We start from the raw sequence: 23777 nt of genomic DNA on the forward strand, positions 1-23777 counted from the left end.
ATGATCGGCCACGGCTTCATGGGCGCAGCCCACTCCCAAGGGTGGCGCGTCGCCCCCCGATTCTTCGAACTTCCGCGCCCCGTCGAGATGAGCGTCGTCACCGGACGCGACGCCGACAAGGTCGCGGCATGCGCACGTAAATGGGGGTGGGACGAGAGCGCGACCGATTGGCGCGAGGTCGTCCAGCGCGACGACATCGACGTCGTCGACATCGTCACCCCGGGTGACACCCACGCCGAGATCGCGATCGCCGCTCTCGACGCGGGCAAGCACGTCCTGTGCGAGAAGCCCCTGGCCAACACCGTCGAAGAGGCGGAGGCGATGACTGCCGCCGCCGAGCGCGCTGCGACCCGCGGCGTCCGTTCCATGGTCGGATTCACGTACCGCCGGGTCCCCGCCACGACGCTCGCCCGCGACCTCATCGCGGAAGGGCGCATCGGCGAGGTGCGCCAGGTCCGCGCGGAGTACCTGCAGGACTGGCTCATGGATGCGAATGCGCCGCTCACGTGGCGCATGAAGAAGGAGCATGCCGGATCGGGTGCCCTCGGTGACATCGGCGCCCACGCCGTAGACCTGACGGAGTACATCACGGGCCAACGCGTGACGTCCGTGTCGGGCATCATCGAGACGATCGTGAAGGAACGCCCGCTCCTCGGCGAGGGGCAGGGTCTCTCGGGCACGGCGTCCACCGAGCGCGGCGAGGTCACGGTCGACGACATCGCCCTCTTCACGGGCCGTCTCACGTCGGGAGCGCTCGCGTCGTTCGAGGCGACCCGCTTCCGCACCGGCCGCAAGAACGCCCTGCGGATCGAGATCTCCGGATCGGCCGGTGCGATCTCGTTCGACCTCGAGCGCCTCAACGAGCTCGAGTTCTATGACGCGACGCTCCCGTCGACGGGTCAGGGCTTCCAGCGCATTCTCGTCACGGAGCCCGACCACCCGTATCTCGCCCCCTGGTGGCCGAGCGGTCATATGCTCGGCTACGAGCACGGGTTCTCGCACCAGGTCTACGACTTCGTCACGGCGATCTCCGACGGCACGCAGCCGCACCCGTCTTTCGCCGACGGACTGCACGTGCAGCGGGTCCTCGACGCGGTCGAGAAGTCGTCCGAGGCGGGAAGCGCCTGGACCCCGACGGGCGTCTGAGGTCCGCAGCATCCGCAACGACACGCAGATTCCGAAACGTCACAACGGAAGGACAACGCAATGACGCGACCGATCACTCTCTTCACGGGTCAGTGGGCCGATCTGCCGTTCGAAGAGGTCGCTCGGCTGGCAGGCGAATGGGGCTACGACGGCTTGGAGATCGCCTGCTGGGGCGATCACCTCGACCCGTGGCGATGGGACGACGACGCCTACGTCCAGGGCAAGCTCGACGTGCTCGAGCGCAACGGGCTGAAGGTCTGGACGATCTCGAACCACCTCAAGGGTCAGGCGGTGTGCGACGACCCGATCGATCAGCGTCACCGCGACATCCTGTCCGACCACGTGTGGGGCGACGGTGATCCCGAGGGCGTGCGCCAGCGTGCGGCCGAGGAGATGAAGAACACGGCACGCCTCGCCGCCAAGCTCGGTGTCAAGACAGTGACCGGCTTCACGGGCTCGTCGATCTGGAAGTACGTCGCGATGTTCCCGCCCGCATCGCAGGCGATGGTGGATGCCGGTTATCAGGACTTCGCAGACCGGTGGAATCCGATCCTCGACGTCTTCGACGAGGTCGGTGTGCGTTTCGCGCACGAAGTTCACCCGTCGGAGATCGCGTACGACTATTGGACGACGGTGCAGACCCTCGAAGCCATCGGGCACCGGGAGGCGTTCGGACTGAACTGGGATCCGTCGCACATGGTGTGGCAGGACCTCGACCCGGTCGGGTTCCTGTGGGACTTCCAGGACCGGATCTACCACGTCCACTGCAAGGACACGAAGAAGCGCCTGAACAACGGACGCAACGGTCGCCTCTCGTCGCACCTGGCATGGGCCGACCCGCGTCGCGGATGGGACTTCATCTCGACCGGCCACGGCGACGTGCCGTGGGAGGACGCCTTCCGCATGCTCAACGCGATCGGTTATGAAGGTCCCCTCTCGGTCGAGTGGGAAGACGCGGGCATGGACCGTCTCGTCGGCGCTCCCGAGGCGCTCGCGTTCGTGCGGCGGCTCTCGTCGTACAAGCCGTCTGAGGCCGCATTCGACGCCGCCTTCTCGACGAAGTAGGACGTCGAGGTCATGGGGTCCGCATGCCCGCGGGTACGCTGACCCCATGACCTCGATGCCGCCCGGATGGTACGACGACGGACACGGTGCCCTCCGGTGGTGGGACGGATCGGCCTGGACGGAGCACGTCGCGAATCCGGATCCCACCGCGGATTCCGATGCTGATCGCGACACCGACGTGCCGCCCGAGCTCGCCGACTTCGCCGAGATGGCGGATGCCGCATCCCCCGATCATCAGGGCGGTGCCTTCGTCGCGGCCACGCAGCCCGAGCGATCCAAGGTGTGGATCGTGTGGGTCGTGCTGGGCGTCGTTCTCCTCGGGATCGTCATCGCCGCCGCGGTTCTCATCCCGCTCCTCTTCCTCAACCTCGCGACGTCGTCGTCATCGCCATCGGGCGTGGCTCCCCAGACCGATGACGAGCGGGCTGCCGTCGCGGTCGTCGAGCAGTACAACGACGCGTGGCTCGACGGCGACTGCGACGAGTACTTCGCCGTCACGAGCGAGGACATGCAGCTGTTCGAGCAGATCCGCGACTGCGACGGCTTCGAGGAGTCCTCGCAGTACTTCAGCGACTCCGTCGAGGACTACAGCCTGTCGATCACCGGTATCGAAGACGACGGTGCATCGTTCGTCATCGACACGCTCGAGAGCTACGACAGCTACATCGATGAGAACGGCGAGCTCGTCGAAGAGCCGACGCCCTTCGCCGACCGATGGACCTATGTCGTGGTCCCGTCCGGCGATGGCTGGGTGATCGACGAGGTCCGTTCGTGACGGGTGCCGCGTCCCGGTCACGCAACGCCGGCTACGTCTTCGCGTGCATCGGGATCGGCTTGGCGTCCGGGTTGCTCTCGGGGCTCTTCGGTGTCGGCGGCGGCACGGTCATCGTGCCGCTCCTCGTCCTCATCCTCGGCTTCGACCAGCGCCTGGCGGCAGGATCGTCGCTGGGGGCGATCGTCCCCACGGCGGCGATCGGTGTCATCTCGTACGGTGTGCACGACTCGGTCGCCTGGATCCCCGGCCTCATCCTCGCCGCCGGCGCGGTCGTGGGTGCGCAGATCGGCACCTGGCTGCTCCCGAGGGTTCCGCTGACGGTGCTGCGATGGGGTTTCGTCGGCTTCCTCGGGATCGTCATCGTGAGCCTCTTCGTCGTCATCCCCTCGCGTGACGCGGAGCTCGTCCTGACGTGGCTCACGGGCGCGGGACTCGTCGTGCTCGGTGTCGTCACGGGTATCCTCGCGGGGCTCCTCGGTGTCGGGGGAGGCGTCGTCGTCGTGCCTGTCCTCATGCTGCTGTTCGGCGCGAGCGACCTGATCGCGAAGGGGACGTCGTTGCTCATGATGATCCCGACCGCCATCTCGGGCACGATCGGCAATGTGCGCCGCCGCAATATCGACCTCGTCGCGGCGGCGATCGTCGGCGGCGCAGCGTGTACGACGACGGCGCTCGGTGCGTGGTTGGCGACACTGATCGACCCCCTCACGGGCAATATCCTCTTCGCCGCCTTCCTCGTCGTGATCGCCGTCCAGATGGCGATCCGTGCCGTGCGCGGACGCTCGCGCTGACATGATCCGCGCGCGAGCCCGCGCGTAGGATGAGACGGTGCCAGTGAACCCCGAACTCGTCGAGCGCGACTTCGCTCCGACGGCGCCGTATCTCGTCGGTCGTGAGAAAGTGCGCGAGTTCGCCCGCGCGGTCTTTGCGGATGACCCGTCCCACGTGGATCCCGCGGCCGCGCAGGCACTCGGATACCCGGACGTCGTCGCCCCGCCCACATTCGCGATGGTCGTCCAGGATCTGACGCTCCAACAGCTGCTGGCGGAGCCGGACTCCGGCATCGAGCTCTCGCGCGTGCTGCACGCCGAGCAGCGCTTCACCTATTCGCGTCCCATCGTCGCGGGCGACGAGCTGACCGCGAAGCTCGCCGTCACCGGCATCCGCACTCTCGGTGCGAACGCGATGGTCACGAGCGATGCCGTCGTGACGGATGCCGCCGGGGCCCACGTCGTCACGGCGACATCGGTTCTCCTCGTCGGAGGCGATTCATGACCACGCACGATGTTTCGGCTGTTCCGGGCGCTCCCGCCGTCGGCGATGTCGTCGCCGAGCGCACCGTCCACCTGACGCGCGAGTCGCTCGTTCGGTACGCGGGAGCATCGGGAGACTTCAATCCCATCCACTATCGCGACGACGTCGCGGCGGCGGTCGGTCTTCCGGGTGTGCTCGCCCACGGCATGCTCACGATGGGGCTCGCGATCGGCACGATCACGCCGTGGGTCGGCGACATCGCGCGACTGGTCGACTACGGCGTGCGCTTCACGCGACCCGTCGTCGTCGATCCGGAAACGGGCGCCGATGTCACCGTCGTCGCCAAGGTCGGTGCCGTGGACGAAGAGACGATGCGCGTCGATTTCACGGTGACCCATTCGGACACGACGGTTCTCGGCAAGGCGCAGGCGCGCGTACGTCTCGTATGACGTCCGAGATGCTCGAGGTCGAGCCTGTCGCGCTCGCTCAGCTCACGACGCTGAGAACCGGCGGCGTCCCCGACCGCATGATCGAGGCCCGCACGTCGGACGACCTCGTGAAGGCTCTCCGCGACGTGTGGGGGAGCGGTGACGCTTGGCTCGTCCTGGGCGGCGGGTCGAACCTCTTCGCCGGCGACGACCCCTTCGAGGGGGTCGTCGTGCGGATCCTCACGTCGGGCATCGAACGGCTGCCGTCGCCGCGCGCGGGCTTCGTGCGCGTGCGGGTTCAGGCGGGGCACGACTGGGACGCGCTCGTCGCGTACGCCGTCGAAGAGGGGCTCGCGGGAATCGAGGCCATGTCGGGCATCCCCGGCACGGTGGGCGCCGCCCCCGTGCAGAACGTCGGCGCGTACGGGCAGGAGATCATCCAGACGCTCGTCGAAGTCGAGCTGATCGACGAGTCCGACGGCGAAGTGCGCACTGTTTCGGCCGCGGAGCTCGCGCTGGGCTTCCGCACCTCCGCGCTCAAGCGGCATTACGGATCCGTTCCGGAGCGTTCGGCCGTCATCCTCTCGGTGACGCTCGAGCTGGCCGAGGTGGGGGATGCTCCGCGCCCCATCGCCGGTGCGCAGCTCCGCTCGGCCCTCGGGCTGGCGGAGAGCGATGCCGTCACGGTGGCCTGGATCCGCGATCACGTGCTCGCGACGCGTGCGCGAAAAGGGATGGTGCTCGATCCCGACGACCCCGACACGTACAGCGCCGGCTCGTTCTTCCAGAACGCGATCGTCTCCTCATCGTTCGCGGCATCCCTCCCTGCGGAGTGTCCGCGATGGCCTGTCGCGCCCGATCTCGATACCGTGCTGGTCTTCCCGCTCTCGACGTTCGACGGCTATGTTCCCGCGCCCGTCGAGCAGGAGACGTCGGTCAAGGTGAGCGCCGCGTGGCTCATCGAGCACGCGGGGCTGCGCAAGGGGTTCCGCCTTCCACGCTCGAGGTCGGCGCTGTCGACCAAGCACGCGCTGGCTCTGACGAACCGCGGCGGTGCCACGGCGGCCGAGATCGCCGAACTGGCTCGTTTCATCCAGGGGCGTGTGCAGGCGGAATTCGGGCTCATCCTGCAGCCCGAGCCTGTCCTGGTCAACGTCGAGCTGTGAAGAGTATCCGCCGGGTGAAACCCGCCGATTCCGCGGTGTGTTGAGCGCCTGCGCGCAGGCGTTCGACCGGTAGTTTCGCAGAGCGAGAGAGGGGACCGCACGACCATGGCATCGCGCATATCGAAGAAATCGGCTCTGCCGCGGCACGGACGGGCCCACGTCACGATGACCATTCGTGACTCGAACGGGTTCCTCCACCATTTCGGTGACATCGACACGAGTGTCGGGGCCGTTCACGAAGCGCTCGCGATCATGCAGTTGCAGTCGCCCGAGATGGATGCCGCGCAGCCGGGCCACGAGCAGCTGGCCTGAGATTCGGACTTCGGGGTTCGGTCCGGCGGTGTGGTCCGCTGCTGCCGTCCGGTGCGGGGCATCGCGGGTCCTCCCTGCGGTGTCAGGGTTCGGTCAGAACGGCGCGCGGGCGCGACTGTTCTGCATATCGTCTGAGTTGTCGACAGCGACGGCGTGCCAGTCGGTCGGCACGAACCTCACGGTGCTCGGTGGTCGATCACGGTAGGTGCGTGACGTCGGCGAGATCCACTCGATGATTCCTCCCGGTCGTTGTCGCACCCGCCACGCCGTGTGGTGTTTCAGCGTGTGGTGTCGACGACAGAAGTGGGCAAGATTCGTCTCGCTCGTCGGGCCGCCCTTCGCGGCATCCTTCGTGTGATCGATGTCGGAACGCCTCGCGGACCGGCGGCATCCGGGCATGCGACAGTGTTCGTCACGTGCGCGCAAGTGGCGCCGAAGGCTCTCGTCGGGACGGTAGCGGTCGACCGCGAGCACAGCACCCGTGTGCGGGTGAGTCAGGACGCGATCCCAACCCGACGCCTTGCCCGCGAGCCGGAGAGCCAGCGTCGTTTCGATCGGACCGTATCCTGCGAGCAGGCAAGGTTCCGTGCCGACACCGGCGGCCGTGAGCACGGGCACCGTGACCTGCACGTGCCCCGTGACGGCCCCGAGCGCGCCGTCCCCATGCGCGGCGGGCGCTCCCGCAAGAAGCAGGTCGGCGAACACGTCGGCGCGCAGCTGGTCGATCGTGCGCGTATCGGCGATGGCGGACTGCGAATCGGGAACGCCCAGGTCGTGGCCGGCGTCGCTTCCTTCCTGTCGCAGCTTCGTCGGTCCCGTCACGAACGCGGGTTCCGCCGCATCGCCGCGCGCGCACTCCGCGGTCGTGCCCGCGCCCGCATCCTCTGCACCCGCGGCCGCACCCTCCGCGTCGTCGAGCCCAGGCTCGGCGTCCGACGCTCCACGCACCTCGCGCGCCAACTGCGTTAGGCGGTCGAAGATCGCGTACGCGAGCGGTGCCGGCTGATCGGCGATGATCCGAGCGAGACCGTCGTCGAGATCGATCAGTCGGACGAGCCGGTCGTCGAGGGCGCGGCGTTGGCGGTCGGCCGTCTCTTCCGGATCGAGCCGCGCTGCGACGGCACGAGCGAGCGCCCGAAGACGTGCGGGGGCTTCGGTTTCTGCAATACCGAGCGCCGTCGCTTCGAACTGAGCGAAGACAGCATCGTCGGAGATCGCGGCACCGATGTCGAGGATGATGCGCGCGTGCGCCGCGGAGATCCGCCCGTCTTCCCACGCGCACAGAGTCGCCTGGAAGCGGGACGTCAGACTCGCGGCATCGCCCATGCGTGACTGCACCGTACGGTCGGACACACGCATCGCGGCGCCGAGTTCGGCGGCGACCTCTCGAATCGCGAGGTCGCCGCGCGTCATTCGTCGCCCCGCCGCCCGCGCCTGTGCGGTCCGAGCGATCGTGAGGTCGACAGCCTCCGACAGGAGGCGCTCCTGTCGCGCTTCGAAAGCCGCGATCTGCCGCCGTGTCTCGATCATCCCCGTGACGAGGTCATCGAGCGCGTTCGTCCACCCCTCGTCGGTGGTCAGATTGTGGCTCATGCATATAAGCGTAGTACGAACATACGACACAGATCGAAGAGGTGTCGAATCTGTGTACTATTCAGACGTCTGGGGGGATGTGGATTCACCGCGCGACCGAAGGCCGTTCGTAAGATCGAGGCATGGCGAACGATTCCGCAGCGGGTGTGCCCAGGTGGGTGAGGGTCGCGGTGTGGAGCATCGCACTCAGCATCGCGGTGCTGGGGATTGTGTTGGCGATCGTGGCGAACAGCTTGTGGCCCCTGATTGCTTTTGCGGGCTTGGCTATTCCGATGTTCCCGATCGGGTCGCCTCGAACGTCGGGTTCCCGGTCCGCTGACGTGTGATCACGCGATCAGGCTGCGAGTTCGCCGCCCGCGACACTCGTCAGTCTGAGAACAGATCCTGCAGGCGGCGCACACCCTCGAGCAGCGCGTCGTCGCCCAGGGCGTAAGAGAGCCGGAGATATCCGGAAGGCCCGAACGCCTCGCCCGGCACGACGGCGACTTCCGCCTCGTCGAGGATGAGGTCCGCGAGCTCGAGCGAGGTCTCGATCCGCTTCCCGCGCCACTCGCGCCCCAAGAGGCCCTGAACGTCGGGGTAGGCGTAGAACGCGCCCAGCGGATCGGGAACCGTGACTCCCGCGATCTTCGACAGCTCCGCGACGATCACCTGGCGCCGTCGGTCGAAGGCCTGCCGGAACTCCTCCGCCTCGGTCTGGGGTCCCGTCAACGCCGCGAGCGCGGCGCGCTGAGCGATGTTGTTGACGTTCGACGAGAGGTGCGACTGGAGGTTCGCCGCGAGCTTGATCGCGTCGGCGGGTCCGACCATCCAGCCCACGCGCCAGCCCGTCATGGCATACGTCTTGGCGACGCCGTTGACGAGGATCGTCTGGTTCGCGGCATCCGGAACGGCCTCGACGATCGACACGGCGCGTGCGCCACCGTAGACGAGGTTCTGGTAGATCTCGTCCGAGATGATCCAGATCCCGTGCTCGACCGCCCACTCTCCGATGGCCTGCGTCTCTTCGGGCGTGTAGACCGAGCCCGTGGGGTTTGACGGAGACACGAAGACGAGAGCCGTCGTTCGGTCCGTCCGCGCCTGTTCGAGCTGCTCGACCGTGACCTTGTAGTCCTGATCGGCCCCCGCGAACACTTCGACGGGAACACCGTCGGCGAGCGCGATCGCTTCGGGATACGTCGTCCAGTACGGGGCCGGGAGGAGCACTTCGTCGCCGGGGTTCAGGACTGTCTGGAATGCCTGGTAGACCGCCTGCTTTCCCCCGTTGGTCACGACGACCTGCGAGGCGGACACCTCGAGCCCGGAGTCGCGCAGCGTCTTGGCGGCGATCGCCTCCCGGAGGACGGGCAGGCCGACCGCTGGTGTGTAGCGGTAGTTCGCCGGATCGTGCAGGGCTTCTGCTGCCGCGTCGACGATGAACTGCGGTGTCGCGAAGTCGGGCTCGCCGGCGGCATACGAGATGACGGGCCGGCCGGCGGCTTGGAGGGCCTTCGCCTTGGCGTCGACCTTGAGGGTCGCCGATTCGGCGATGGAGCTGAGCTTGCGGGATAGAGGGGCGCGTTCGGTCACGCCTCCGAGCGTACTCGGGCGGAGCGTGAGCCGCGGGGCAGCCCCGGCGGAAAGTCGTGCTGGTCGTTCGCAGCTTCGGGTAGCAAGCTGGGGGGATGGAATCGACTGCGGTGCGCGTGAAGAACCTGCGCAAGACGTACGGTGATCGCGCGGTCGTGGACGACGTGTCGTTCGACATCGCCCGAGGAGAGACGTTCGCTCTGCTGGGGCCGAACGGTGCGGGGAAATCGACGACGGTCGAGATCCTCGAGGGCTACCGGAGACGCACGGGTGGCGAGGTGTCCGTCCTCGGTGTCGATCCGCAGACGGGCGGGCTGGACTGGAAGGCGCGGCTGGGCATCGTGCTCCAGTCGGCAGGGCAGGCGGGGCTCGTCACGGTCAGAGAGCAGCTCACCCTCTTCGCCGGCTTCTATCCGCGCCCGCGCGACGTCGAAGAGGTGATCGCCGCGGTCGGACTGCAGGACCAGGCGAAGACGCGCATCGCCAAGCTCTCCGGTGGGCAGCAGCGTCGCGTCGACGTCGCACTCGGGATCATCGGCCGCCCGGAGCTGCTGTTCCTCGATGAGCCGACGACGGGATTCGACCCGCACGCGCGCCGCGAGTTCTGGGACCTCATCCGTCGACTCCAGACGGAGGGCACGACGATCCTCCTCACGACCCACTATCTCGATGAGGCGGCGCAGCTCGCCGATCGTGTCGCCGTCATCTCCTCGGGGCGCCTGCAGGCCATGGGTCCCGTCGACGGGTTCGGTGATCCCGAGTCGCGGATCCCGATCGTGCGGTGGCGCGAAGACGGGATGCTGCGCGAGGAGCGCACCGACGAACCGTTCGCGTTCGCGCAGGCTCTCGCCCGACGGTTGGGGGAAGCTCCGCCGTCGCTGGAGATCGTTCGCCCGAGTCTCGAGGACATCTATCTCGCGCTCGTGGGCGAGGAGGCGGTTTCATGACGACGACGGTGCGGACGAGGACCCTCACGAAGCGTCGCAGCATCGTCGCCATCGGACTGTGGCGGGCGCGATTCGAGATCCTCCAGTACTTCCGCTCCGGCGACTCGCTTTTCTTCACCTTCCTCTTCCCGATCTTCATGCTGGGGCTGTTCAGTGTCGCGTTCGGCTCGGATGGTCAAGTCCAGCTCGACCCCGGTGTTCCTCCCCTCTCAACGGCGGAGCTCTACCTCCCGGGGATGATCGCGGCGGGGCTGCTCCTCTCGGGCTTCCAGAACCTCGCGATGGACATCGCCGTCGAGCGGTCCGACGGCACGCTCAAGCGGCTCGGGGGAACGCCCCTGTCGCCGGTCAGCTATTTCCTCGGCAAGTTCTGCCAGGTGGGTGCGACCGGTGTCATGCAGGCTGCGCTGATCCTGCTGTTCGCGACGGTCGTGCTCGGTGCCGAGCTTCCGACCGATCCGCAGCGCTGGCTCATCTTCTCGTGGGTGTTCGTGCTCGGTATCGCAACCTCCGCCCTCCTCGGGATCGCCCTGTCCGCCCTCCCTCGCTCGGGAAAGAGTGCGACGGCCGTCGTCGTGCCGATCGCGCTGGCCCTCCAGTTCGTGTCGGGGGTGTACCTCGTCTTCTCGCAGCTGCCGGAGTGGTTGCAGAACGCCGCGGGGATCTTCCCGCTCAAGTGGATGGCGCAGGGGATGCGCGCCGTCTTCCTCCCCGAGGACTACGCCGCGCTCGAGCAGGGCGGAGAGTGGAACCTCGGCGGGGTCGCGATCGCGCTCGGCGTGTGGCTCGTCGTGGGCCTCGTGCTCGCGCGACTCACCTTCCGCTGGATCCGCCGCAGCGCCTGACCACGGGTTTGTGAGGATGGTGCTTCCGGGGCGCGCGAGCGAGTGCGCGCGTGTGGAATCACGTCTGCGGGAAGCGGCGGGCGATCGGGTCATGCTGTTCCTCGAGGGGCCGATCGGGGCGGGCAAGACCGCGGTGCTGCACGCTGTCGTCTCGGAACTGGGATGCCGCGTCGTCCGCACCGGTCCGGTCACGATGGGCACGGATACGCCGCTGCAGTCGATCGAGCGGGCCTTGCACGCCCTGTCGATCAGTCCCAACCCCGCCGACGAGGAGCACTCGCTGGCGGAACGGATGGCGCGAGCGCTCGCCGAGGAGCCCACGGTTCTCGTCGTCGACGATGTCCATTGGATCGACCACGCATCCCTCGGCGTCCTCGTCTCGTTGCTCCTCCACGCCCCTCAGCTGGCGCTGCTCGTGGCTCACCGTCCGACGCAGGTGCCCCACGTGCTTCTCGAAGCGGCGCGCCGTTGCGGCATCCCCCTGGATCGTGTGCGCCTCGCGCCGCTCGCGCCCGACGCGCTGCGCCGCATCGCCGGAGACGCTCCGCCGGAGGCCCTGGACTGCATCGTCGAACGCTCCGACGGCAACCCGCTGTTCGCGACCCTCTTGACGCAGCTGTGGTGGGAGCGCCCGAGCGTCGATGCCTTCGAGGCTGCGCTGGACGGAGTGCGGCTCGACGAGATGCCGAGCGTGTACGGGGCGCTCCGCTCCGACATCCGCTCGCTCGACGACGACACCCAGGCGGTCCTGAGAGCCGTCGCGATCGTCGGTCACCTGCACGTCGAAGCCGTCGCCGCATTGACAGGTCTCGACCCTGCCGACGTCTCCCGGTCGGCCGACGTGCTGCGAGGACGTGAACTGCTCAGTCCCTCACCGCACGGACTGCGCATCTCGCATCCCCTCCTTCGCGCGTCCGCCTATCGCGGCGTCGACGCTGCGGAGAGGCTGCGGGCACACCGGATGCTCAGCGGCATGAGGGATGCCTTCTCGCAGCTGGAACGCGCCGAGCACCTCCACCTCCTCGGCGGAACCCAGACCCCGGACGACATCGAGGCGATCGTGGCGGCATCGGCGGTCGCGCTCGCAGACGACCCCGGGGCGGCCGTGCGCTGGCTCCGCTCGACGACGCACCGCCGCGACGCGGAACGCGATCTGCTCCTCGCCCGCGCACTCATCGTCTGCGGCTCGCCGGAGGACGCGGTGGACGTGCTCGACCGAGCGCCTGAGCACGGCACGGGTGAGGCGCTCGCCCTCCGGCTCCAGGCGCTGCGCATGGCGGGTCGACTGGACGAGGCGCACGAGCTCCTGGACACCGCTGTCGCGGTCGATGACCTCGCGTTCCAGATCGAACGCGCGTCGCTCGCCATCGCCCGTGACGCGTGGGACGAAGCGCTGGACACGCTCGAGCTCTTCGCCCGCGCTCACGCGAGCGGTGAGGTCTCCGCCGCGGCGGACATCGCGGTGCGGTCGCTGCGCACGCTCGGTCTGCTGAACGCGGGCGACATCGTCGCGGCGCGCGAAGAGTTCTCCTCCGTCGCGAACGTGCTCCGCGATGCCTCCGCCGCGCAGTGGCGCGACGTCAGCGAGGTGTGCGCGGATCTCGGCTGGGCGGCCTTCGTCCTGGAAGAGTACGAGACGGCATCCTGGATCGTCGACAGAGCGATCCGCGTCGCCCGGGACACGGGGAGGGTGCAGGCGCGAGCGGCTCTCCACTCCGTACGTGCGTTCACCATGGTGGCATCCGGACGCCTCGACGAGGCCGCTGCCGCCGCGCGAGCGGCCGGAGACGACGCGCGGCGGTACGCGGGGCCCGATGCCGTGTCGATCGCGGCCGCTGCGCGCCTGTACGTCGCCGAGTGGCGCGATGAACCCGAACGCCTCGCCGAAGCGATCGCCCTCCTGCGGGAAGCGGGGCTTCCGGCCGACACCTGGTGGCGCCGCACGGTGAGCACCCTCCTCCGTCGCGCCGAGGCGCGTCTCGCCCCTCCGATCTCGGCGCCCATGGTCGATCTCGCGCCCGATGCGCTGCTCACCTACAGGTTGCTCGACGCCGCCACCATCCATCTCTCCCTCGGGGCGGGGGAGGAGGCGACTCGCCTGGTCGCTCGGGCACGCACCGAGAGCGCGGGGTCGGGGCTCCGTGCACAGGAGGCGCACATCGTGATGGTCGAAGCACGGATCGCCGCCGACGTCGACGCCGATCCCGAACGGGCTGCCGCACTCGCGCTCTCCGCGGCAGGCGTGTTCGAGGAGCTGGGGATGCCGCTCCACTACGCGCGGGCCAGCCGTCGGGCACGCGCGTACCACGCACGACTCGATGGCGCGCTCGTGTCGCGCCTCACCCCGCGCGAGCGGGAGATCGCGCACCTCGTGGCGCGAGGGCTGGCGAACAAGGAGATCGCGACGCAGCTGTCGATCAGCCCGCGAACGGTCGAGGAGCACGTCGGTCGCGTCGTCGCAAAGCTCGAAGTCAGTTCGCGCGCGGCCGTCGGACTCGCTCTCGTGGGGTGAGCACCCCGGGATTTCCCGGGTACCCGCTTCTCTCGTGCTCTGGCTGGATGGATTCAGGCCGGGGATGCTCGGCCGCGATTCCGAGCAGGAGGAGACGACATGAAGAAGACGACACGCACCCTCGCCACCCTCGCGGCGGGCGCGCTCGCCACGGGGGGTATGGTCTTCGGCACGGCGGGCGCCGCCTTCGCCGCGCCCGAGTGCGTCGGCGGCGGCATCAGCCGGACCGTCGGCGCCGACGGAGTCCCGATCTTCCAGAACGATCCGAACTGCGGCGCGGTCTACCAGTACGAACAGCAGTACGAAGTGACCGTCCCGGAGCCGGAGTACGTCGACCAGACCGGGAATCCGTGGAACTGCCAGGGCGTCGTCGCAAGCATCGTGTGCCGTCATGCCGGAACGCAGGAGTGGATCGAGATCGACGGCAACTACTACTACAACCACGACTACGTGCCGCCGGCACCCATCGAGGAAGAGGTTCCCGAGGGGAACGTCGAGGTCGGTGAGCTCGAAGTGATCCACGTCACGCCCGAGAACAGCGGTGGCGGCGGGGGCTTCTTCGGTGGTGGGGGCTTCTTCGGCGGATTCGGCGGAGGATCCAGCGGCACTCCGTCCGTGACCGTCGGCGAAGTGGAAACGGTGCAGGAGTAGCGGCCACTCGGGGGGAAGCGACGACCCGGGCCGCATCTCGGCGGTCCGGGTCGTCGTCGTGGACCCTCTAGTCCGCGTGCGCGAGGTACCGGCTGTAGGCGGGCAGCGTCAAGAACGCGGGGAAGTCGCTGCCGAGTGCGACGTCACGGAAGACGGCCGCTGCATCATCGAAGCGGTCGCCCTCCGAGCGCGTCACCTCGCCGAGCACCCGCTCGATGAGGCCCTCGACGTACTCGCGCGTGATGCGCTCGCCGTCCTCGGTCGTCCGGTCCTGGTGGATCCACTGCCAGATCTGCGATCGGCTGATCTCGGCCGTCGCGGCATCCTCCATCAGGTTGTCGATCGCGACGGCGCCGAGCCCTCGCAGCCACGCCTCGATGTAGCGCACTGCGACCGACACGTTGCCGTAGACGCCCGCTGCCGTGACGGGGAGTCCGATGTGCACGTCGATGAGATCGGATGCCCGCACCTCGACGTCGTCGCGCTGGCGATCCACCTGATTGGGGCGCTCGCCCAGCACGGCGTCGAACTCCGCCATCGCGACCGGGATCAGGTCGGGGTGGGCGACCCACGTGCCGTCGAACCCGTCACCGGCCTCGCGCTTCTTGTCGGCAGCGACCTTCTCGAACGCGCGTTCCGTCACTTCGGGGTTGCGGCGGTTGGGGATGAAGGCGCTCATGCCGCCGATCGCGAAGGCGCCGCGCTTGTGGCACGTCTTGACGAGCAGGTCCGTGTAGGCGCGCATGAACGGGACCGTCATCGTCACTTCGCTCCGGTCGGGCAGGACGAATCGCGCGCCGCGTCCGCGGTAGTTCTTGATGATCGAGAAGATGTAGTCCCACCGTCCCGCGTTGAGTCCCGCGATGTGGTCGCGGAGCTCGAAGAGGATCTCCTCCATCTCGAACGCCGCGGGGAGCGTCTCGATCAGGACGGTCGCGCGGATCGTCCCGTGCGGGATGCCGACGTAGCGCTCGCTGAAGCTGAAGACGTCGTCCCACAGCTTCGCCTCTTCGCTCGACTCGAGCTTCGCGATGTAGAAGTAGGGCCCGTGGCCGTTCTCGATCAGGCGCACGGCGTTGTGGAAGAAGTACAGCCCGAAGTCGACGAGGGATCCGGATGCCGCGAGCCGGCGTCCCGCGCGATCGGTGAACTGCAGGTGCTCCTCGACGAGGTGCCACCCGCGCGGGCGCATGACGATCGTCGGGGTCTCCTCGGCCGTCACCTCGTAGCGCTTGCCGTCGGGGCTCGTGAAGGAGAGCTCGCCGCGGATCGCATCCCGCAGCGACAGCTGCCCTTCGATGACGTTCTTCCAGGTGGGGCTCGTGGCATCCTCCTGGTCGGCGAGCCAGACGCGGGCACCCGAGTTGAGCGCGTTGATCGTCATCTTGGGGTCGGTGGGACCCGTGATCTCGACGCGTCGGTCTTCCAGGCCCGGGCCGGCACCCGCGACGCGCCAGTCCGGATCCTCGCGGATGTGCGTCGTCTCGGCGCGGAAGCTCGGATCGTGGCCGTTGCCGACCTCGAAGCGGCGACGCATGCGGTCGGCGAGCCGGTCGTAGCGGCGGCCGGCGAAGCGGTCGTGCAGCTCCGTGAGGAACGCGAGCGCCTCGGGCGTGAGGATCTCGGCGTAGCGGTCGCGGAGGGTGCCCGTGATCTCGATCGAGGGTGCGTGCGTCGACGATCGGGACGAGGTGGGGCGAGTGGGCGCGATGCCCGTGGCGGTGGTCATCATGTGCTCCGGTCGGTGAGAGGTTTCAGCGGATCAATGGAATTGCGCGGCTTCGGTGGAGCCCGCGAGAGCGAGGGTGGCGCTGTCGGGGTTGAGCGCCGTCGAGACACGGTCGAAGTAGCCCGTGCCGGCTTCGCGCTGGTGCTTGGTCGCGGTGTAGCCGCGGGACTCGGCGGCGAACTCCGCCTCCTGCAGTTCGACGTAGGCGCTCATGGCGCGTTCGGCGTAGCCCGAGGCGAGGTCGAACATCGAATAGTTGAGCGCGTGGAATCCGGCCAGCGTGATGAACTGGAACTTGTAGCCGAGGTCGGCGAGCTCCTGCTGGAAGGTCGCGATCTGCTCGTCGTCGAGGTGGCGCTTCCAGTTGAACGACGGCGAGCAGTTGTACGCCAGGAGCTTCCCGGGGTACTCCGCGTGGATCGCCGCGGCGAACTCGCGCGCCAGCTCGATGTCGGGCTCTCCCGTCTCGACCCAGATGAGGTCGGCGTACGGCGCGAACGCGAGGCCGCGACTGATGACGGCATCCAGGCCAGGACGAACACGGTAGAAGCCTTCACTCGTGCGCTCGCCGGTCGTGAACTCGCGGTCGCGCTCGTCGACGTCGCTCGTCAGCAGGTCGGCGGCCAGAGCATCCGTCCGCGCGATGATGACGGTCGGGACCGCCGCGACGTCGGCGGCGAGACGGGCCGCGTTGAGCGTCCGGATGTGCTGCTGCGTCGGCACGAGCACCTTGCCTCCGAGGTGTCCGCACTTCTTCTCCGACGCGAGCTGATCCTCCCAGTGGATGCCCGCGGCACCCGACTGGATGAGCGACTGAGCGAGCTCGTACGCGTTGAGCGGTCCGCCGAAGCCGGCTTCGGCGTCGGCGACGATCGGCGCGAGCCAGTCCTGCGAGAGCTCGCCCTCGGCGGTCTCGATCTGGTCCTGGCGCAGGAGCGCGTTGTTGATGCGGCGCACGACAGCGGGCACCGAGTTGGCGGGGTAGAGGCTCTGGTCGGGGTAGGTCTGGCCCGCGAGGTTGCCGTCAGCGGCGACCTGCCACCCCGAGAGGTAGATCGCCTTGAGGCCTGCGCGCACCTGCTGCACGGCCTGACCGCCCGTGTACGCGCCGAGCGCCCGGATGTAGTCCTCCGTGTGGAGGAGGTTCCAGAGGTTCTCCGCGCCGCGGTGGGCGAGGGTGCTCTCTTCGCGGACCGAGCCGCGGAGCGCGATGACGTCCTCGGCGGTAAACGTACGCTGGATGCCATCCCATCGCGGGTCGGTGTCCCAGATCTCCTGGAGCTCGGCGGCCGTCTGCGTCTGGTCTCCCGCGCGGAGCGGCGGCTGGCCGGGTGTGGAGTGGATCGTCATGTCGTCCTCCTGGTTCGGGATGCTGCGGCGGGTGCCTCAGCGAGGTATGACACCACTTTGCGGTGAAGAAACGGGTCGATCCCTACGAAATCGGGTGTGAACTTTGTCCGTATTTCACGTTTCGTGACAGAATCCGGGTATGACGACGTCCCCCGCCCGCGATCCCCTCGTCGATGACCCGGACGATGGAGAAGTGGATGCACTGACGATCGGCCGCCGGATCCGGCAGCTTCGCACCGAACGCGGAATGACCCTCGAGGAACTCGCCGCCGCGGTCGACCGCGTCCCGAGCCAGCTCTCGATGATCGAGAACGGTCGGCGTGAGCCGAAGCTCACGCTTCTGCAGTCGATCGCGCGTGCGCTGGGCTCCTCGCTCGACGCGCTTCTCGAGTCCGAGCCGCTCGATGAGCGGGCGACCCTCGAGATCGCGATCGAGCGGGCGATGCGCGGGCAGACGTTCCAGGCGCTCGGCATCCCTCCGTTCCGCATCGGCAAGACGGTGCCGACCGAGGCGCTCAAGGCGCTCCTCGCGCTGCAGGGAGAGATCGAACGCCTTCGCGACGAGCGGGCGGCGACCCCGGAGGAAGCTCGGCGAGCCAACGTCGCACTGCGCCGGCTGATGCGCACCCAGAACAACTACTTCCCGGAACTCGAGGAGCACGCGCGGGCGATCCTCGAGGCGGTCGATCACCCCGGTGGACCGCTCACACAGCGGACGGCCTCGGACATCGCCGCACACCTCGGGTTCACGCTCCACTACGTTCCGGATCTTCCGCAGACGACCCGCAGCGTCGCCGACATCAAGAACGGTCGTCTGTACCTCTCGAGCCGGCTCGCGATGAAGGGCGACCCGCGCACCGCCGTGCTGCAGGCGCTCTCGAGTCGCATCTTGAGCCACCGTGAGCCGACGTCGTACGCGGAGTTCCTTCGCCAGCGGGTCGAGACGAACTACCTGACCGGGGCTCTGCTCGTGCCGGAGGCGCACGCCGTGCCGTTCTTGCAGGATGCCAAGGCAGACCGCGCGATCTCGATCGAAGACCTGCGCGACGCGTACTCCGTGTCGTACGAGACCGCGGCGCACCGGTTCACCAACCTCGCGACGGTGCATCTCGGCATCCCCGTGCACTTCTTGAAGGTCCACGAGTCGGGCACCATCACGAAGGCGTACGAGAACGACGACGTCAACTTCCCGACCGATCGCCTCGGGGCCATCGAGGGGCAGATGTGCTGCCGCAAGTGGACCTCGCGCGTCGTCTTCGACGTCGACGACCACTTCAACCCGTACTACCAGTACACCGACACCGGCAACGGAACCTACTGGTGCACGGCGCGCGTCGAGCTGTCGAGTGAAGGCGCCCACTCGGTCTCGGTGGGGGTGCGCTTCGACGACACGAAGTGGTTCCTCGGGCGCGACACGTCCAATCGCGGCGTGTCACCGCACTCCGTCGAGGTCTGCTGCCGCCGTGCCCCGGTCGAGCTCGAGACGTCATGGCGCGAGAACGCCTGGCCGAACGTCCGGACGCCCCGCACTCTCCTCGCGACCCTCCCGACCGGCGCCTTCCCCGGCGTCGACACGACCGACCTGTACGAGTTCCTCGAGGCCCACGCCCCCCGCTGACCCCGCCCTCGCGGCATCCGTCCTCCCTTTGCCGAGAAGACCCAAACCGTTCGTTTCCGGCTGCAAGCACGACGTTTCGGGTCTTCTCGGCGTGCTGGGCGGCGACGCTGCTCCGGGAACGCGACTCCCGCGCCTCGGGAGCGCTGCCGTCGCGGCATCCTCACCCTCTCTGCCGAGAAGACCGAAACCGTTCGTTGCCGGCTGCAAGCACGACGTTTCGGGTCTTCTCGGCGAAGAGGAGGGGAGGCTCGGCGGAGAGGCGGGGAGGCTCGGCGGAGAGGCGGGGAGGCTCGGCGGAGAGGCGAAGAGGCGGGGAGGCGCGGCGAAGAGGAGGGGAGGAGCGGGGAGGCGGGGGGACGGATGCCGCGGGTCAGCGCCCCGCGACGAGGTCGGCGAGCCGTGCGAACGCGGAGGTGCGGGACCCGCCGCGGGACTCGGCGCGGTCGGCAGCGCGGTAGGCGCCGTAGATGGCGTTGACGGCGGTGAAGCGGAGCGGTTCGGGCTCCCAGCGCTTCGCGCGGTGTCCGACCCACGGCAGACGTACGAGGTCGGTGTCGCGCTCGAGGACGAGATCGGCGAGCGTACGACCGGCGAGGTTCGTCGCGGTGACGCCGGTGCCCACGTAGCCGCCGGCCCACCCGATCCCCGTGCGCCGGTCGAGGCCCACGGTCGCTGCCCAATCCCGGGGCACGCCGAGCACGCCCGCCCACGCGTGGGCGATCGGGACGTCCGCGGCATCCGGGAAGAACTCCCGCAGCAGCTGCGCCAGTGAGGCGATCGTGCGTTCCTGCGTCGTGCCGTCGGTGTCGACACGCGAGCCGTACCGATACGGCACACCGCGACCGCCGAACGCGATGCGGTCGTCGGCCGTGCGCTGCGCGTACATGTACACGTGCGCGAAGTCTCCCAGAGTCTCCCGGCCGGTCCACCCGATCGCGTCCCACACGGCGGATGGCAGCGGATCGGTGACGATCATCGACGAGTTCATCGGCAGCCACGTGCGGTGTTCGCCCGAGAGGTTCGCCGTGAACCCCTCGGTCGCGCGGAGGACGTGCGAGGCCCGCACGACGCCGCGGTCCGTGATGGCCCGGCCCGGCTCGATCCGCTCGACGCGCGTCGACTCGTAGATCGCGACGCCCATCCGCTCGACGGTGGCAGCGAGCCCCGCCGCGAGTTTGGCGGGGTGGACGCGCGCACAGTGCGGATGCCAGATGCCGCCGACCGCGCCGGCGATCCGGATCCGGGATGCCACGGCTGCGGCATCCAGCACGTCGACATCCGTATGCGGCCAGGACTGCTCCTCGTCCGCTGCGGCGCGCAATCTCGCGAGCTGGGCGGGGCTGCGGGCCACCTCGAGTTCTCCGCCCTTCACGATGTCCGCGTCGATGCCCTCACGGGTCGTGACGGCGATGACCTCGTCGACGGACTGGTTGAGCGCGGCCTGCTGGCGAGAGCCGGGTTCGCGTCCGTAGCGAGCCCGGCCGCCGGTCACCGAGTTCGTCAGCCACCCACCGTTGCGGCCCGACGCTCCGAAGCCGGCGAAGCGCTGCTCGAGCACGGCGATCCGCAGGTCCGGCTGCAGAGTCTTGAGGTAGTAGGCGGTCCAGAGTCCCGTGTAGCCGCCGCCGACGATCGCGACGTCGACATCGATCCCACCGGGGAGCGGTGCTCTTGACTCCGGGCTCCCGCCGAGCTGCCGCCACCACCACGAGACCTCGCCGTTGTGCATGCGCCCATCCTCTCCCGGCATCCCGATGAGCGGCTCGGCCGATTCGTCGGGAGTCTGCGCGTCGACGGACAGACCCGCCGCCGAGGTCAGGCGTCGAGGGCGCGCAGCGCCGCCCAGAGCTCCGCGCGTGTCGCGAAGGACGACAGATCGCGCCCCAACACGCGCTCGACGACGGCGAGGCGCGTGCGCATCGTGTGGCGATGGACACCGAGCGCCCGCGCCGAGGCCTCGTGCGAGCAGTCGTTGTCGAGCCAGCCCTTGAGCGTGTCGACGAGCTGCGTTCCCTCGGCCGCATCGTGCGCGATGAGCGGCCCGAGCTCCGCCCGAGCGAGCGTACGCGCGTCGCCGGACAGCGCCGACAGCACCCCCGATCGCGCGACCGCTGCGAAGTCGGTGACCGCGCTCGTCCCGCGGTCGCGTGCGAGCCGGGCCTGCTCGACGGCGCCGCGGAACCCGTCGTAGGTCGTCGGCTCCGACACGCCGAGCCGGGTGCCGAACCGGTCTGCGACCTCGTCGATCGCGCGCCGGTCGCCCGCGGGCGCGACGATCACGAGTCCGTCGTCCGTCCGGCCGAAGAAGAGCGCTCCGCGGCGTTCGTCGGCGCGCAGTTCGAGCAGCTCGGCGAGTCCGTCACGGCGAGCGGATGCCGCATCCGTCACCGCCACGAGGACCGGCGCAGACGGAAGCGATCCCCAGAGGTCGCGGGCGACCCGCCGCGCGAGTGCCGGGTCGTCGGTCAGAAGCGACTGCACGAGGCCCGCCCGCAGGGCGTTGCGCGCCTTCGCAAGGCCCTGGTGCTGCTCCAGCGCGAGCCCCGCCATCGCGATGACGGCGGTCACGACACCTCGACCTTCCTGGTCGAGGTCGCCCGCCGCGATCGCGATGACGCCGCGGAGGTGACCGCCCCGGCCGAGCGTCTGCAGCGTGAAGGGCAGCGGACCGATCCGCAGTGACGAACCCGCGCGGGCACCGCGCCGCAGCACGCCGTCGACCTCGGCGCGCAGGGCGTCGGCGCTGGACGGATGCAACGGGGCGGGGTGCTCGCGCACGAGCTCGCCCGCGGCGTCGAACAGGCCGACCCACGTGTCCAGCTGCCGCGCGAGCTCCGCCACGGTCGCTCCGAGGCCGTCCGGGCGGAGCGCTGCGAGCGCGATCGCGCGCTGCGCCGCGAGCGCCCAGCTGCGCCGCGCGTACGCCTCGGCGGCGATCGCCTCGGCGTTCGCCCGGGCGACGGCGATGAACGGCGTCCGGTAGGGCACTTCGAACAGCGGCAGGCCGACGGCGGCGCACGCCGCGGAGAGTTCGGGGGGGATACCGATGCGCACGACCTCCGTGCCAAACCCGAGGCCCACGACTCCGCGCGCCGACAGACGCTCGACGTACTCGACGTATCCGGTCGCGTCGGGGAACTGTGTTCCTGTCGTGAGGAGCACGAGCCCTTCGGAGAGGAACGGCGTCGGGTCGGCGAGATCGCTCGAGTGGACCCACCGGATGGGGGCGTCCAATCCCTGCGGTTCCCCTTCGAGCCGGAGGTGGAGGTCGCGTCGCGCGAGGAGGGCGCGCAGCGTGGGCGTCTCGACACCGGCATCCATGACATCACTCCTGTACGACTGGTATAGGCTCCATCGCAGAATGTACACGCCGGCAGGTGTGCGGGTGTTCGCGGTCGCCCTACGCTCCCGATCATGACTGCGATCGACACCGTCACGACACCCCTGGGCGGACCCTCCCTCCCACAAGAGCGACGACTGGTCACGAGCATTCCCGGCCCGCGCTCCCGCCAGCTGCTGGAGCGCAAGGCGGCAGCCGTCGCGGCGGGTGTCGGGCACACCGCACCGATCGAGGCCGTCGCCGCCGGCGGGGGCGTCATCGTCGACGCCGACGGGAACTCGCTCATCGACCTCGGCTCCGGGATCGCCGTCACGACGGTCGGCAACGCCCACCCCAAGATCGTCGAGGCCGTGCAGGCGCAGGTCGCGCAGTTCACGCACACGTGCTTCATGGTCTCGCCGTACGAGTCGTACGTCGCGGTGGCCGAAGCGCTCAACAGGGTCACTCCGGGCGACCACGTCAAGAAGAGCGCGCTGTTCAACTCCGGCGCCGAGGCGGTCGAGAATGCCGTCAAGATCGCCCGTTCGTTCACCAAGAAGCAGGCGGTCGTCGCGTTCGATCACGGATACCACGGCCGCACCAACCTGACGATGGCGCTGACGGCGAAGTCGATGCCGTACAAGAGCGGCTTCGGTCCGTTCGCGAGTGAGATCTACCGTGCGCCGATGTCGTACCCGTTCCGCGACGGACTCTCCGGAGCGGATGCCGCGAAGGCGGCGATCTCGATCATCGAGAAGCAGGTGGGGGCGAGTAACCTCGCTGCCGTCATCATCGAGCCGATCCAGGGTGAGGGCGGCTTCATCGTGCCGGCGGAGGGGTTCCTTCCCGCGATCGTCGACTGGTGCCGGGCGAACGGCGTCGTGTTCATCGCGGACGAGATCCAGAGCGGCTTCGCTCGCACGGGCGAGATGTTCGCGAGCGACCTGTTCGGCATCGTTCCCGACCTGATCACGACGGCGAAGGGGATCGCTGGGGGGCTCCCCCTCGCCGCCGTGACCGGGAGGGCCGAGATCATGGATGCCGCGCACACGGGCGGCCTCGGCGGGACGTACGGCGGCAACCCCGTCGCGTGCGCTGCCGCGCTCGCGGCGATCGAGGCCTTCGAGACCGAGGGGCTCATCGAGCGGGCGCGCGAGATCGGTGCAATCCTCACCGATCGGCTCACGGGCCTCCAGGCATCCGATCCGCGCGTCGGCGACGTCCGCGGGCACGGCGCCATGGTCGCGGCGGAGTTCGTCGACCCCGAGACGGGAGAGCCGGATGCCGCGCTCACGGCCTCCGTCGCCAAGGCGTGCATCGCCGAGGGTGTCATCGTCCTGACATGCGGAACCTTCGGGAACGTCATCCGGTTCCTCCCGCCGCTGTCGATCCCCGACGCACTGCTCCACGAGGGCCTGGACGTCGTCGCGGCAGCGCTCGCCGCCGCTTGACCCCAGACGCTCGCCGAACGAGCCGCTGGCCACGAGACAAAGGAGTT

At 69.0% G+C, this 23777-nt stretch carries 20 protein-coding genes; 14 read left to right on the top strand and 6 right to left on the bottom strand.

From position 1 onward, the window contains the following. The 8 genes from FBY39_RS08005 to FBY39_RS16420 all read left to right on the top strand — a co-directional run bounded on the left by FBY39_RS08005 (position 1) and on the right by FBY39_RS16420 (position 6146). Positions 1-1146, top strand: a complete 1146-nt coding sequence (locus FBY39_RS08005; RefSeq protein WP_141934012.1) for a Gfo/Idh/MocA family protein — start codon at positions 1-3, stop codon at positions 1144-1146. A gap of 60 nt (positions 1147-1206) precedes the next feature. Then, entirely contained in the window at positions 1207-2211 is a 1005-nt protein-coding gene (locus FBY39_RS08010) for a sugar phosphate isomerase/epimerase (protein ID WP_141931732.1), read from the top strand. Positions 2212-2257: 46 nt separating this feature from the next. Next, positions 2258-2986 (top strand): DUF2510 domain-containing protein, encoded by a 729-nt coding sequence (locus FBY39_RS08015; protein ID WP_141931735.1) that lies wholly within the window; start codon positions 2258-2260, stop codon positions 2984-2986. Continuing rightward, entirely contained in the window at positions 2983-3777 is a 795-nt protein-coding gene (locus FBY39_RS08020) for a sulfite exporter TauE/SafE family protein (protein WP_260837492.1), read from the top strand. Before FBY39_RS08015 ends, FBY39_RS08020 begins: the two co-directional genes overlap by 4 nt. A gap of 37 nt (positions 3778-3814) precedes the next feature. Further along, positions 3815-4261, top strand: coding sequence for a MaoC family dehydratase N-terminal domain-containing protein (locus tag FBY39_RS08025; protein WP_141931739.1), 447 nt, complete (start codon positions 3815-3817; stop codon positions 4259-4261). After that, positions 4258-4689 carry a MaoC/PaaZ C-terminal domain-containing protein gene (locus FBY39_RS08030; protein WP_141931741.1) on the top strand — a complete coding sequence of 144 codons (432 nt, stop codon included), beginning with the start codon at positions 4258-4260 and terminating at the stop codon, positions 4687-4689. The genes FBY39_RS08025 and FBY39_RS08030 overlap by 4 nt, the downstream gene beginning before the upstream one ends. Positions 4690-4697: 8 nt before the next feature. Then, complete coding sequence (locus FBY39_RS08035) at positions 4698-5834, top strand: UDP-N-acetylmuramate dehydrogenase (protein ID WP_141934013.1); 1137 nt, start codon at positions 4698-4700, stop codon at positions 5832-5834. 165 nt (positions 5835-5999) lie between these two features. Beyond that, positions 6000-6146, top strand: coding sequence for a hypothetical protein (locus tag FBY39_RS16420; RefSeq protein WP_160133040.1), 147 nt, complete (start codon positions 6000-6002; stop codon positions 6144-6146). Positions 6147-6239: 93 nt separating this feature from the next. On the opposite strand, the gene FBY39_RS08040 is transcribed toward FBY39_RS16420, so the two are convergent. Then, positions 6240-7739 (bottom strand): HNH endonuclease signature motif containing protein, encoded by a 1500-nt coding sequence (locus FBY39_RS08040; protein ID WP_141931743.1) that lies wholly within the window; start codon positions 7737-7739, stop codon positions 6240-6242. 366 nt (positions 7740-8105) lie between these two features. Beyond that, positions 8106-9308, bottom strand: a complete 1203-nt coding sequence (locus tag FBY39_RS08045; protein WP_141931745.1) for a pyridoxal phosphate-dependent aminotransferase — start codon at positions 9306-9308, stop codon at positions 8106-8108. A gap of 95 nt (positions 9309-9403) precedes the next feature. Between FBY39_RS08045 and FBY39_RS08050 the strand changes: the two genes are divergently transcribed. The 4 genes from FBY39_RS08050 to FBY39_RS08065 all read left to right on the top strand — a co-directional run bounded on the left by FBY39_RS08050 (position 9404) and on the right by FBY39_RS08065 (position 14263). Then, positions 9404-10255, top strand: a complete 852-nt coding sequence (locus tag FBY39_RS08050; RefSeq protein ID WP_141931746.1) for an ABC transporter ATP-binding protein — start codon at positions 9404-9406, stop codon at positions 10253-10255. Next, entirely contained in the window at positions 10252-11100 is an 849-nt protein-coding gene (locus FBY39_RS08055) for an ABC transporter permease (protein WP_141931747.1), read from the top strand. The genes FBY39_RS08050 and FBY39_RS08055 overlap by 4 nt, the downstream gene beginning before the upstream one ends. Before the next feature lie 16 nt (positions 11101-11116). After that, the gene (locus tag FBY39_RS08060) at positions 11117-13612 is read left to right on the top strand and encodes a LuxR C-terminal-related transcriptional regulator (protein ID WP_141931748.1); all 2496 of its coding nucleotides are present in this window, start codon (positions 11117-11119) and stop codon (positions 13610-13612) included. Between the two features lie 99 nt (positions 13613-13711). Further along, positions 13712-14263, top strand: coding sequence for a hypothetical protein (locus FBY39_RS08065; RefSeq protein WP_141931750.1), 552 nt, complete (start codon positions 13712-13714; stop codon positions 14261-14263). A gap of 67 nt (positions 14264-14330) precedes the next feature. On the opposite strand, the gene aceB is transcribed toward FBY39_RS08065, so the two are convergent. After that, positions 14331-15995 (bottom strand): malate synthase A, encoded by a 1665-nt coding sequence (aceB, locus tag FBY39_RS08070; RefSeq protein ID WP_396652260.1) that lies wholly within the window; start codon positions 15993-15995, stop codon positions 14331-14333. A 30-nt stretch (positions 15996-16025) separates the two neighbouring features. Next, positions 16026-17342 carry an isocitrate lyase gene (gene aceA, locus FBY39_RS08075; RefSeq protein ID WP_141931754.1) on the bottom strand — a complete coding sequence of 439 codons (1317 nt, stop codon included), beginning with the start codon at positions 17340-17342 and terminating at the stop codon, positions 16026-16028. 139 nt (positions 17343-17481) lie between these two features. Between aceA and FBY39_RS08080 the strand changes: the two genes are divergently transcribed. Then, positions 17482-18960, top strand: coding sequence for a helix-turn-helix transcriptional regulator (locus FBY39_RS08080; protein ID WP_141931756.1), 1479 nt, complete (start codon positions 17482-17484; stop codon positions 18958-18960). 370 nt (positions 18961-19330) lie between these two features. Here the strand turns inward: FBY39_RS08080 and FBY39_RS08090 are convergent, their stop codons facing one another. Both FBY39_RS08090 and FBY39_RS08095 read right to left on the bottom strand, forming a co-directional pair. Further along, on the bottom strand, positions 19331-20689 hold the full coding sequence (locus FBY39_RS08090) for an FAD-binding oxidoreductase (RefSeq protein WP_141931758.1): 1359 nt from the start codon (positions 20687-20689) through the stop codon (positions 19331-19333). A gap of 86 nt (positions 20690-20775) precedes the next feature. Then, positions 20776-22281 (bottom strand): PucR family transcriptional regulator, encoded by a 1506-nt coding sequence (locus FBY39_RS08095; RefSeq protein WP_141931760.1) that lies wholly within the window; start codon positions 22279-22281, stop codon positions 20776-20778. Between the two features lie 93 nt (positions 22282-22374). Between FBY39_RS08095 and gabT the strand changes: the two genes are divergently transcribed. Then, entirely contained in the window at positions 22375-23730 is a 1356-nt protein-coding gene (gene gabT / locus FBY39_RS08100; RefSeq protein WP_141931762.1) for a 4-aminobutyrate--2-oxoglutarate transaminase, read from the top strand. The last annotated feature ends 47 nt before the right edge of the window (positions 23731-23777 follow it).

The sequence above is a fragment of the Microbacterium sp. SLBN-146 genome (genome assembly GCF_006715145.1).
Classification (GTDB): domain Bacteria; phylum Actinomycetota; class Actinomycetes; order Actinomycetales; family Microbacteriaceae; genus Microbacterium.